The organism is Luteimonas sp. RIT-PG2_3 (assembly GCF_054902115.1).
The window spans coordinates 1-12,319 of the sequence record NZ_JBUBPF010000007.1; the positions used below are offsets into that span (position 1 = coordinate 1).

The 12,319-nt window shown below is 67.2% G+C and carries 9 protein-coding genes; 8 read left to right on the plus strand and 1 reads right to left on the minus strand.

The annotated features are described in order from the left end of the window. The 4 genes from ACYX7E_RS12230 to ACYX7E_RS12245 all read left to right on the plus strand — a co-directional run. On the plus strand, positions 1 to 276 hold a 276-nt coding region (locus ACYX7E_RS12230), incomplete at its 5' end, for a hypothetical protein (RefSeq protein WP_462080863.1). 89 nt (positions 277 to 365) lie between these two features. Beyond that, the gene (locus tag ACYX7E_RS12235) at positions 366 to 1,925 is read left to right on the plus strand and encodes a phospholipase D family protein (protein ID WP_462080864.1); all 1,560 of its coding nucleotides are present in this window, start codon (positions 366 to 368) and stop codon (positions 1,923 to 1,925) included. A gap of 207 nt (positions 1,926 to 2,132) precedes the next feature. Further along, positions 2,133 to 3,233 carry a Glu/Leu/Phe/Val dehydrogenase dimerization domain-containing protein gene (locus tag ACYX7E_RS12240; RefSeq protein WP_462080865.1) on the plus strand — a complete coding sequence of 367 codons (1,101 nt, stop codon included), beginning with the start codon at positions 2,133 to 2,135 and terminating at the stop codon, positions 3,231 to 3,233. Positions 3,234 to 3,327: 94 nt separating this feature from the next. Further along, positions 3,328 to 4,485 (plus strand): acyl-CoA dehydrogenase family protein, encoded by a 1,158-nt coding sequence (locus tag ACYX7E_RS12245; protein ID WP_462080866.1) that lies wholly within the window; start codon positions 3,328 to 3,330, stop codon positions 4,483 to 4,485. 348 nt (positions 4,486 to 4,833) lie between these two features. Here ACYX7E_RS12245 and ACYX7E_RS12250 read toward each other — a convergent pair whose 3' ends face one another. Next, positions 4,834 to 7,692, minus strand: a complete 2,859-nt coding sequence (locus ACYX7E_RS12250; protein WP_462081017.1) for a S8 family serine peptidase — start codon at positions 7,690 to 7,692, stop codon at positions 4,834 to 4,836. Between the two features lie 423 nt (positions 7,693 to 8,115). On the opposite strand from ACYX7E_RS12250, the gene ACYX7E_RS12255 reads away from it, so the two are divergent. From ACYX7E_RS12255 to ACYX7E_RS12270, 4 genes are all read left to right on the plus strand, one after another. Further along, a complete protein-coding gene (locus tag ACYX7E_RS12255) occupies positions 8,116 to 9,288 on the plus strand; it encodes a thiolase family protein (RefSeq protein WP_462080867.1) in 1,173 nt (390 codons plus the stop codon). A gap of 125 nt (positions 9,289 to 9,413) precedes the next feature. Further along, a complete protein-coding gene (locus tag ACYX7E_RS12260) occupies positions 9,414 to 9,746 on the plus strand; it encodes a hypothetical protein (RefSeq protein ID WP_462080868.1) in 333 nt (110 codons plus the stop codon). 165 nt (positions 9,747 to 9,911) lie between these two features. Next, complete coding sequence (locus ACYX7E_RS12265; RefSeq protein ID WP_462080869.1) at positions 9,912 to 10,301, plus strand: hypothetical protein; 390 nt, start codon at positions 9,912 to 9,914, stop codon at positions 10,299 to 10,301. A gap of 388 nt (positions 10,302 to 10,689) precedes the next feature. Then, positions 10,690 to 12,297: a carboxyl transferase domain-containing protein gene (locus tag ACYX7E_RS12270; RefSeq protein ID WP_462080870.1), complete on the plus strand. Its 1,608-nt coding sequence runs from the start codon at positions 10,690 to 10,692 to the stop codon at positions 12,295 to 12,297. The last annotated feature ends 22 nt before the right edge of the window (positions 12,298 to 12,319 follow it).

Consider the following 12,319-nt stretch of genomic DNA (forward strand, 5'->3'; position numbering starts at 1 on the left):
TGTGCGACCCGGTCCGGCCCGGTGAAGCACGCCGGGCGTTCGCATGGGCTGCGCGGCAATGCCGCGCAAGCAGCCCCTGCTTACCCTTGGCTGACTCGCCGCCGCGAGCCATCCGTGGCCCGCTTTCCGCAATTCCCGGCCGGGACACCGCCTGGTGCCGGATGGGCCGAGGTCTTCGACCGATCGAGCACGCACCGAAGAACTTTCACCGCGGCGATCATCATGTGGCAAATCACCCGGCATGACGCGCAGCGTATCGCCAACGATCAGCCCTAGGTTCGGGATACCTGCGGCCTTGTCCCTGACGGCAGCACTGCCCGCCGCCCGCATCTTCCGCTGCAAGCCGACTGCCCTACAATCGGGCGATGAAAACCCGCGCCAAACGCATCATCGGCTGGGGGCTCTTCAGCCTGCTGGCCCTCGTGGCCAGCGGCATGCTGCTGGCCGACCGGCTGATGCCACCGGCCGAGGGCAGCCCGAGCCACGCATTGCCGATCGCCGAGGACCAGACCGCGCTGGACCGCGAACTGGTGCCGCTGCTCGCGCGCCATCCCGGCAAGACCGGGGCGATCCTGCTGCCCGACGGCATCGACGCATTCGCCTCGCGTGCCCTCTCCGCTCGCCAGGCCGGGCGCAGCCTGGACCTGCAGTACTACATCTGGCACGACGATCTGACCGGCCACCTGCTGCTGCATGAGGCCTGGCAGGCGGCCGAACGCGGCGTGCGCGTGCGCCTGCTGCTGGACGACATCAACACCTCAGGCAAAGACGTCGCGCTGTTGGCGATGGACACCCACGAGAACATCGAGATCCGCGTCTACAACCCGTTCCGAAACCGCTCCGGCATCGCGCGCGTGCTGGAAATGGTGCAACGGATGTTCAGCATCACCCATCGCATGCACAACAAGGCCTGGATCGCAGACGGCCGCGTGGCCGTGGTCGGCGGCCGCAACGTCGGCGTGGAGTATTTCGACGCCGCCACCGACACCAACTTCCGCGACCTCGACGTGGTGCTGTTCGGCCCCGCCGTCAAGCAGGCCAGCACGATCTTCGACGAGTTCTGGAACAGCGAGGCCGTGGTCCCGATCGCGCAACTCAACCGCAAGCCGCGCAGGCAACTCGACAGCGTGCTGCAGCAGATCCATGACGAAGCCCGCAGTCCGGTAGCGCGGCGCTACCTCGACAGGATCGATGCTTCGCCAAGCGTGCGCCGTTACTTCGCGCAGGACCTTTCGCCGCACTGGAGCGACAGCATCCGCGTGGTCTCGGATGGCCCCCTGAAGTGGAAGAAGGACGACGCACGCCGCCATGGCCTGGTCAATGAACTGATCAAGGTCATGCAGACCACGCGCCACAAGGCGCTGCTGATCTCGCCATACTTCGTCCCCGGACAGGACGGCGTCGACGGCTTCACCGCGATGGTGCGCGAGCGCGGCGCCCAGGTCGGCGTCATCACCAATTCCCTGGCCGCCAACGACGTCATTGCCGTGCATGGCGCCTATGCACGCTACCGAAAACCCCTGCTCGAAGGCGGCGTGCAGCTCTACGAAATCCGCGCCCAGCTTGCGCAGGCGTCCAGCCTGTTCGGCAGCAGTGGCGCCAGCCTGCATACCAAGGCCTTCATCATCGACGACCGCCACGGCTTCATTGGTTCGTTCAACATCGACCCGCGCTCGATCGACCTCAATACCGAGATGGGCGTGCTGTTCGACGACCCGGCACTGGCGGTCGCATTGCGCGACGAATATCTGCACATGGCGAAACCAGATATCAGTTATTGGCTGTATCTTGAAAACGGCAAGGTGCGCTGGCTCGATCGCGACCACGATCCTGCATTTACGCTTGAAAATGAGCCAGATACGACACACTGGCAGAGAATCCAGGCCAAAGTCATCGGCTGGTTGCCGATCGAATCGCAGCTCTGAAACGCCATACGCCAGCGGCTGTTTCGTCGCTGCCGGGAAAGGCAAGCCAAACGCACAGGAAAATCCGCGAGCGGGCGCGTAGAATGCCGCGCTTCACGGGTTGGACCCGCGTCTGCACGACCGTCAACTCAATTCGATTCAATCACTTATCCCCAACCCGATCAGCCCCGCCGCATTCAGCTGCGCACGCGGGCTTTGGAGCGAGCCATGATTTTCGAACACCTTGAGACTTACGGCCACGAACAGGTGGTGTTCTGCCACAACAAGGACGCGGGCCTGAAGGCGATCATCGCGATCCACAACACCGTGCTCGGACCGGCACTGGGCGGCACGCGCATGTGGCCCTACCGCACCGAGCAGGACGCGCTCGACGACGTGCTGCGGCTGTCGCGCGGCATGACCTACAAGAACGCCGTTGCCGGCCTGAACCTGGGCGGTGGCAAGGCCGTGATCATCGGCGACCCCGCCAAGGACAAGTCGGAAGCGCTGTTCCGTGCATTCGGCCAGTTCGTCGATTCGCAGGGCGGCCGCTACATCACCGCCGAGGACGTCGGCATCGACGTCAACGACATGGAGTTCGTCTACCGCGAGACGCAGTATGTGACCGGCGTGCACCAGGTGCATGGCGGCTCCGGCGATCCGTCCCCGTTCACCGCCTACGGTACCCTGCAGGGCCTGATGGCCACCTTGAACAAGAAGTACGGCGACGAGGAAGTCGGCAAGTACAGCTACGCCGTCCAGGGCCTTGGCCACGTCGGCATGGAATTCGTCAAACTGCTCAAGGAGCGCGGTGCGAAGATCTTCGTCACCGACATTAACGCTGAGCGTGTCGAGCGTGCCGTCAGCGAGTACGGCGTCGAAGCGGTCGCCCCGGACGAAATCTACGACGTCGACGCCGACGTCTACTCGCCGTGCGCGCTGGGCGGCACCGTCAACGAGAAGACGCTCGACCGGCTCAAGGCCAAGGTCATCTGCGGCGCGGCCAACAACCAGCTGGCCAGCAATGCCATCGGCGACGAAGTGCAGAAGCGCGGCATCGTCTATGCGCCCGACTACGCGGTCAATGCCGGCGGCGTCATGAACATCTCGCTGGAGATCGACGGCTACAACCGCGAGCGCGCGATGCGGATGATGCGCACGATCTACCACAACCTCGGCCGTATCTTCGAGATCTCCGAGCGCGAAGGCGTGCCGACCTACCAGGCCGCGGATCGCCTGGCCGAAGAAAGGATCTCCGCGATCGGCAAGCTCAAGCTGCCCATGGGACGCGGCGCGCTGCGTTTCCAGGGACGTATCCGCGGCAGCTGATCGCACTTTGATGACACCCCTCTGACACGCGCAGGAACATGGAGCCCAGGCTCCCCATGCGCCAACAACCAGCGACAGGCAACAGGAGCAACGAATGCGGGCATTTCCACTGGGTGAAGAACTCGACGCGCTGCGCGACGCCGTCCGGCGTTTCGCGGAATCCGAGATCGCGCCGCGCGCCGAAGCCATCGACCACGACAACTGGTTCCCGCAGGAGCTGTGGCCGCAACTGGGCGAGCTCGGCCTGCTCGGACTGACGGTCCCCGGCGAATTCGGCGGCAGCGAGATGGGCTATCTCGCGCACCTGATCGCGATGGAAGAGATCTCGCGCGCGTCCGGCTCGGTCGGCCTGAGCTACGGTGCGCATTCCAACCTGTGCGTGTCCAACCTCTACGCCAACGGCAACCAGGCGCAGCGCGAGCGCTATCTGCCCAAGCTGTGCAGCGGCGAGTGGAAAGGCGCGCTGGCGATGAGCGAACCGGGCGCGGGCTCGGACGTCGTCGGCTCGATGTCGTGCCGCGCAGAACTGCGCGACGGCGTGTGGGTCGCCAATGGCAACAAGATGTGGATCACCAATGGTCCCGAAGCCGACGTGCTTGTCGTCTACATGCGCACCGCCGGCAAGGACGCAGGCAGCAAGTGCATGACGGCCTTCATCGTCGAGAAGGGCTTCAAGGGTTTCTCGACCGCGCAGAAGCTCGACAAGCTGGGCATGCGCGGCTCCAACACCTGCGAGCTGGTGTTCGAGAACTGCGAGATTCCGGTCGAGAACGTGCTCGGCGACGTCCACAACGGCGTCAAGGTGCTGATGAGCGGCCTCAACACCGAGCGCCTGGTGCTCAGCGGCGGCCCGCTGGGCCTGATGCAGGCGGCGGTGGACATCACCCTGCCCTACGTCCGCGACCGCAAGCAGTTCGACGTAGCCATCGGCACGTTCGGCATCATGCAGGCCAAGGTCGCCGACATGTACACCGCACTGCAGTCGTCGCGCGCGTTCGCCTACCAGGTCGCACGCGATTTCGACGCCGGCCACAAGTCGCGCATCGACGCTGCCTCGTGCCTGCTGCACGCCTCGGAAAGCGCGGTACAGGTCGCACTGGAAGCCATCCAGTCGCTGGGCGGCAACGGCTACATCAACGAGTACCCGACCGGCCGCATCCTGCGCGACGCCAAGCTCTACGCGATCGGCGCCGGCACCAACGAAATCCGCCGCATGCTCATCGGCCGCGAATTGTTCGAAGGGCGAAGCTGACCCGTTTGCGCGGCACTGCCGCGCGGGTCAGCTGAGCGCCCGGCGTGCTTCGCCGGGCCGGAACGAAGCTGACCTGCTTACGTAGCATGCTGCGTCGGTCGTGCGAGCGCCCGATGTGCTTCATCGGGCCGGAACGAAGCTGACTCGTTTGCGCGGCACTGCCGCGCGGGTCAGCTGAGCGCCCGCCGCGCTTCGGCGGGCTGGGTGAGAGGCCGCTGCTTGCGAGCCATTGGCTGGCGCGGCCTCGAACGCCCGGCGTGCTACGCCGGGCGGGACGAGCGCAGTCCATCGCGCGACATGCCATGCAGGCACTGTGGGAGCCTGGCGCCCGCTGACATGCTTGCCGCCTCAAAACTCCCACACATACCGCACCGACGCCCTGCGCTCACGGCCACGCGGACCAAACCGCTGATCCAGGCCGAACGACATGCGGGCATGGCGCGTGAGCCAGGCCTCCGCGCCCACGCCGAACAGGCCGCCCGAGCGCGCGGCGTCGGCCAGCGGCAATGGCGACCAGCTGTCGACACCGACGAAGCTGGCCGCGACGTCGAAACCACTGGACGCCAGGGTCTGCTGCCATTCCCCGTAGGCCTGCAGCGTGGCGCCTGCCCAGGCCTGTTCGATGCGCAGCCCTGCGATCGCCTGCGTGCGCGTCATCGTCGCCGCACGCGCCTGCAGGCCGAAGCCCTGCCCACCCCATTCGGTGAAACCGTCGCTGGCCACGCGGACATGTTCGCCGCCCAGGTAGGACGTGAGCTGCAGCCCGCCCAGGCGTTGCACGCGGCCGGTTTCCATGCCGAGGCTGGCGTAGTCGCCCGAATACGTGCTGGCCACGCCGCTGCGTGTGTCGGCCGCCACGGCAGCCAGCAGGTTGCGTTCGATACTGCGGTCGAAGCGTCCGAACCCCAGGCGCGTCATCGCGTAGCCGCCGGCTGACATGCGCGCGGCATAGAGCTGGGCATGCGCCTGGCGGTCGCGGCTGCGATCACGATTGCCGCCGATGCGATCGTCGACGCGGCTCTCGCCGAAGGCGAATCCCACCACCGCATCCCTGCCCCAGGGCTGGTCGCGGCCGAGCAGCCAGCCTTGCGGCGTCACGCTGCCGCTGGCGATGCCGGTGACGCCCCCCTCGCCCAGCGACTGCTTCCAGACCGCGACGCCCTCGCTCCGGCCATCGCCGCGCGAGAACCGTGACGACAGCGCGCGGCGGCCCATGTCGATGGCATCGAACGTCAGCGTGGTCGCCAGCGAATGCGATTCGCCGGACAGGCTGTCGAGCGCAGCCTTCGCGGCAGCCGCATCGTCGATCTGCTGGAACTGCCCGGCAATGCGGATGAAATCTTCGGCGACCGCCGCGGCACTGGACGCCTCGCCTGCCTGGGCGATGCCCCGCGCGTCCTCCATCCGCGCCGGCAGATCCAGCCGATCCAGGCGAGCGAACGCCTGCTCGACGCGTTGCGCCGCGGACACGCCCGCAGGACTGATACCGGGCAAGGACTTCGCCGCACTGGCGACGTCCATGCGCGTGATGTTGAGGACCACCTGCGAGGCGGTGTAGTCCAACGCGCCCTGCAGGAAGATGTTGCTTGCCGTCGACAAGGTCGCGAAGCGGCCGACGACATCGCCGGCCGCCAGCACGGTCACGGCCGACGTCGTGGTGTAGCCGCTGCGCCAGCCCAGTACCTGCAGATCGCCGTCGAGAAAGGCCGTGCCCGCGACCAGGAACTCGTTGCCCAGCAACACCGCCAGCCTGCCGCCCGCCGATTGCCGGTAGTCGCCCCGCGTCCCGAACGCTCCCCCATCCGACAGCACCGTGCCATTGTTGACGATGCTGTCGACGCGTCCGTAGCCGCCCAGCCGCCCACCCGACGCCACGGTGACGTCCGTGGTCCAGGAGTGGTTGCCTTCCAGCCTGAGCGTCCCGCCCTCGACGCGGGTGTCGCCGGTGAACGTGCCGCTTTCGCGCAGCACCAGCGTCCCGCTGCCGCGTTTGACCAGTCCACCGGCGCCGCTGATGGGATTGCGCCATTCGGACACCGCATTGTCGAAATCAGCGACGACATCGCCCCAGTCGAAGCGCGCCGGACCACGGACCGCGCTGGCGATGTCGAGCGCGCCGTACCCAAACACCGGATCGACGCCGGGCGCGCCGATGTCGATCGCGGTACCGAGCAGGGTCTGGCGGACCAGGTCGTTGTTGAAATACGGGAAGGCTTCCCAGACCAGCGCCGCCGCCCCGGAGACGATCGGCGCCGAGAACGAGGTCCCGCTCCAGCGCCAGTATTCGGGCCGGTTGGCCGGGTCGTTGGTTCCTGTCACCACGACCGTGCCCGGCGCCGCGAGGCAGTAGTGCATCGCCACGCCGCAGGCGTTGGCGTAATCGGCCAGCAGCACGCGATTGGAGGCGTCGAGGGCCGCGACCGCCAGCCAGCCGCGTTCGAGGTCGGCCGCGGGACGGCTGCCGCCGGGCCCGGCCTGGCTGGGCAGCGCCGCGGTGCTGGACGGATCGGCGAAGCCGGAATTGCCGGTCGAGAACACCACCAGGCCATCGCGATTGTGGATGAAGTCGCGGTATTCCTGCGCGATCGGATGGGTCGCCTCCGGGTTGGTCCAGTACAGGCCGCCCCAGGAATTGTTCATGATCCGCATGCCGCGCGCGGCCAGCTCGCGATGGATCGGCTCCAGTCCCAGCGCGCCGCTGACTTCGTTGCCCTGCCCGCTGCCGTCGTCGTCGGGGCGCTTGTCGTTGATGATGCGCGCCGACAGGATCTGCGCGCCCGGCGCGATGCCGCCCGGCCATTGTCCGAACGGCTTGCCGGCGATGATCTGCGCCACGGCCGTGCCGTGGCCGACGACGTCGTCAACGGCCAGATTGTTGGTCGCCGGGTCGACATAGTTGAGGTTGGCCAGTACCCGCCCCGACAGCGCCGGGTGGTTGCGATTGACGCCGGTATCGATGACGCCGATGCGGATGCCGGCACCGGTCAGCCCCTGCTGCTGGGCCAGGTTGGCCCCGCTCCATAGCCAGTGCGCGCTGTAGGCCGGGTTGGGCGTCTCGACCACGACGGTGGGTGTCGGCGGCGTGGGCGGCGGTGGCGGCGGCGCGACCGGAGGCGGGCTGGGCGCATCGGCGCGCGTCCCACCGCCACCGCCGCAGGCCGCCAGCAGCAGGCTGGCTAGCAACAGGCTGGCCAGCACGCACAGCATCCGCCCGGTCAGCGCGGGCGGCACAGGGCCCATGCTGGACGGCAACACGCTCCACTCGGTTCCAGGCGCCATGGCATCCCTCCTGTCAGAACCTGTTCACGATCTGTCGCGAGCGCCGGCAGATGACGTGCGGCGGAGCGCAGAAAGCGCAAGGTATATGCGAATACATGAGCATTTCGAGCACCGCACGCGCGCCAGCTGGCAAGCGCAGCAAGATCGTGGACAGGTTCTCAGCCCTTCGCCCCGGCACTGCCCCTCATCGCGCTGACGGTTGCGGCCCCATCCTATACCCGGCCCCTGCCTGCCGCGACGGCATCGCGGTATCTGTTTTCCGCAAGCCGGGTTTCAGCGCATTGGTTTGCCGCCCGGCCGCCGCGGGCGCGATAATCGATGACCTACCGCCCCCCCCTGGAGTTTGCTGTCATGAGTGACGTCGTCATCGTCGGTGCCAAGCGCACGGCCATCGGTTCCATGCTCGGTCAGTTCACCGGCGTCCCGACCACCACGCTCGGCGCCACCGCCATCCAGGCCGCCCTGGAACAGTCCGGTGTCGCCGCCGACAGCGTGTCCGAGGTCATCATGGGCTGCGTGCTGCCGGCCAACCTCGGCCAGGCCCCCGCCCGCCAGGCCGCGCTCGCGGCAGGCGTGCCGCGTGCTGCCGGTGCCACCACCATCAACAAGGTCTGCGGCTCGGGCATGAAGGCCATCATGCTGGGCCACGATCTCATCAAGGCCGGTTCGGCCACGATCGTCATTGCCGGCGGCATGGAGTCGATGACCAATGCGCCGCACATGGTCTCTGCGCGTCCCGGCCTGCGCTACGGCGACGCCAAGCTCGTTGACCACATGGCATGGGACGGCCTGACCAATCCCTACGACGGCCTGTCGATGGGCGTGTTCGCCGAAGCCACCGCCGACAAGTACGCGTTCACCCGCGAGCAGCAGGACGCCTACACGATCGAATCGGTCAAGCGCGCCCAGGCCGCGGTCGCCTCCGGCGCCTTCGCCGCCGAAATCGTCCCGGTCAAGGTGTCGACCCGCAAGGGAGACGTCGAGTACGCGACCGACGAGCAGCCGGGCAAGTCCGACACCGCCAAGATCCCGACCCTGAAGGGAGCGTTCCGCAAGGACGGCACGGTCACCGCCGCCAGCTCGTCCAGCATTTCCGACGGCGCCGCCGCGACCATCCTGATCGGTGCCGATGAAGCCAGCCGTCTCGGCCTCAAGCCGCTGGCCCGCATCGTCGGCCACAGCACCTTCTCGCAGGAACCCGAATGGTTCACCACCGCCCCGGTCAGCGCGATCCGCAACCTGCTGGCCAAGATCGGCTGGTCGGTCGACGAGGTCGACCTGTTCGAGGTCAACGAAGCGTTCTCGGTCGTCGCGATGGCGCCGATCAAGGAGCTGGGCATCCCGCACGCAAAGATCAACGTCAACGGCGGCGCGACCGCCCTCGGCCACCCGATCGGCGCCAGCGGTGCCCGCCTGGTCGTGACCCTGCTGTACGCCCTGCAGGCCCGCGGCCTCAAGCGCGGCATCGCCACCCTGTGCATCGGGGGCGGCGAGGCAACCGCAATCGCAGTCGAGATCGCGTGAAGGGGTTAACAACCCTTTCACGAAAAAATTTCAGGGCAACCGCTTGACACCCGATGGCGGCTTGTCATGATTGTCATCGGCGCGCAATAGCGCGTTGCCTAACCCACTGACGAGGAAGAATCACAATGACCATCAACAAGGCTCTGCTTGCCCTGGCTCTCGGCTTCGCCCTGGCCGCCTGCAGCAACCAGCAGCAGGCCGAGAGCGCGGCTGCTGACGCTGCCGACGCCGCTGCCGATGCCGCGACCGCCGCTGCCGACACCACCGCCGGGACTGCCGATACCGCGCAGGCTGCTGCCTCCGACGCCGCTGCCGCTGCTGACGCCGCTGCCGACGCCGCTGCCGACGCTGCCACCGCGACCACCGACGCCGCTGGCGAAGTGGCTGCCGACGCTGCTGCAACCGCGGAAGACGCGGCCAAGGCTGCGAAGGACGCTGCGGAAGAAGTCAAGAACTGATTTCTACGCGGTACCTGAGGTAACGAGGAAGTCGTCGGCATGCCGGCGACTTCCTTTTTTGTAGGCGAGGCTTGATTTACAACGGTTTTCACGCGCTCGCCGTTGCACGCTGTTGCTGTCGATCGCCCTCTTTTCCTTGTTCGATTTTCCTTTGGAGAGCTCACCATGAATGCCAAGATCCTGACCCTGGTCGCCGTCGGCGCCCTCGCCCTGTCTGCCTGCAACAACAACCAGAGCGCGCAGGAATCGGCTGACGCCGCTGCTGCCAGCGCGCAGGAAGCCGCCGCTGCTGCCGGCGATGCCGTCCAGTCCGCTGCCACCGCCACCAGCGAAGCGGCCACCGCCGCCGCCGACTCCGCCTCGGCCGCTGCCAGCGATGCCGCCGTTGCCGCCTCCGACGCCGCTGACAGCGCCCACGCTGCCGCGCACGACGCTGCCGCTTCTGCTTCCGATGCCGCCGCCAACGCAAAGGACGCGGTCAAGGACGCCGCTGCCGACACCGCCGGCGCCGTCAAGGACGCCGCTGCGAAGGCCGAAGACGCCGCCAAGAACTGATCGGCTCGCGCCGATCGGATCGAAAAGCCCGCCGCGTGCGGGCTTTTTTTTGGCTTCCATTCATCTTCAGGCCAAACGGCGGATAAACGGTTTTCGGATTTCGCCTATCCCGGGACCGAACGGGCACGAAACATGTAAACGTTTTCGCCGACATCGCCTGTCGCGGACGCAGACCGGCATGGCCACCGCCCCTGTCCTCCGCCGACCGTCGCCCCTCCAGTCGGCCTCGCGCTCGCGATCACAGGAACATCCGCAAGCCAGGCGAAAGCACCATCGGTATCGCCTCGACAGATATCCGTTCGCCGCTTCGCAGAACCGACGCCCCGATCCGGCGAGCGGCCGAGCCGCGACGGTATCCTGTGGCATTCACCTTGCCCGTGCAGATGCCATGTCGCTCCTGACCACCCAGCTCGACGCCCGTTCCCCTGACTTCATCGCCAACGCCGAGCACCATCGCGCACTGGTCGCCGAACTGGACCGCAGGCTGGCACGGGCGGCGGATGGCGGCGGCGAGAAGGCGCGCAACAAGCACACCGAGCGCGGCAAGCTGCTGGCCCGCGACCGCATTACCGCCCTGCTCGACCCGGGCTCGCCGTTCCTCGAAGTCGCTCCGCTGGCGGGCGAAGACATGTACGACGGCGCAGCGCCGGCCGCAGGCGTGGTCGCCGGCATCGGCCGCGTCCAGGGCCAGGAAGTGGTCATCGTCGCCAACGACGCCACGGTCAAGGGCGGCACCTATTTCCCGATGACCATCAAGAAGCACTTGCGCGCGCAGGAAATCGCCCGCGAAAACCGCCTGCCCTGCATTTACCTGGTCGATTCCGGCGGCGCCTTCCTGCCGCTGCAGGACGAGGTGTTCCCCGACAAGGAGCATTTCGGCCGGATCTTCTACAACCAGGCACGCCTGAGCGCGGAAAACATCCCCCAGGTCGCCGTGGTCATGGGCAGTTGTACCGCCGGCGGCGCCTACGTGCCTGCGATGTGCGACGAGAGCATCATCGTCAAGGAACAAGGCACGATCTTCCTCGGCGGCCCGCCCCTGGTGAAGGCGGCGACCGGTGAAGTCGTCGATGCCGAAGCCCTCGGCGGTGCCGACGTGCATACCAGCGTGTCCGGCGTGGCCGATCATTTCGCCGAGGACGACCGCCACGCGCTGCAGATCGCCCGCGACATCGTCGGCAACTTCAATCGCCGCAAAGTGCTTCCGGTCGCGGTGCGCGAACCGCGCGAGCCCGCCTATCCCGCCGAAGAGCTGTACGGCATCGTGCCGCGCGACACCCGCCGCCCGTTCGACATCCGCGAGATCATCGCGCGCATCGTCGACGGTAGCGGTTTCGACGAATTCAAGGCGCGCTACGGCAAGACCCTGGTCACCGGCTTCGCGCATATCCATGGCTACCCGGTCGGCATCGTCGCCAACAACGGCATCCTGTTTTCCGAGAGCGCGCTCAAGGGCGCGCACTTCATCGAGCTGTGCAACCAGCGCGGCATTCCGCTGGTGTTCCTGCAGAACATCACCGGCTTCATGGTCGGCCGCAAGTACGAGAACGCCGGCATCGCCAAGGATGGCGCCAAGATGGTGACCGCGGTGGCCTGTTCCTCGGTCCCCAAGTTCACTGTCGTCATCGGCGGCAGCTTCGGCGCCGGCAACTACGCGATGTGCGGCCGCGCCTACGGCGCACGCTTCCTGTGGATGTGGCCGAACGCGCGCATCAGCGTGATGGGCGGCGAGCAGGCCGCCAGCGTGCTGGCCACCGTCAAGCGCGACGGTATCGAGGCCAAGGGCGGGAGCTGGAGCGCCGAGGAAGAAGAAGCCTTCAAGTCGCCGATCCGCGACCAGTACGAATCCCAGGGCAGCCCCTGGTACGCCACGGCGCGCCTGTGGGACGACGGCATCATCGACCCGGCCGATACCCGCCGGGTGCTGGGGCTGGGCCTCTCAGCCGCGTTGAACGCGCCGATCGAACCGGCGAAATTCGGCGTATTCCGGATGTGATACAAGGCGTCTTCCACGACGC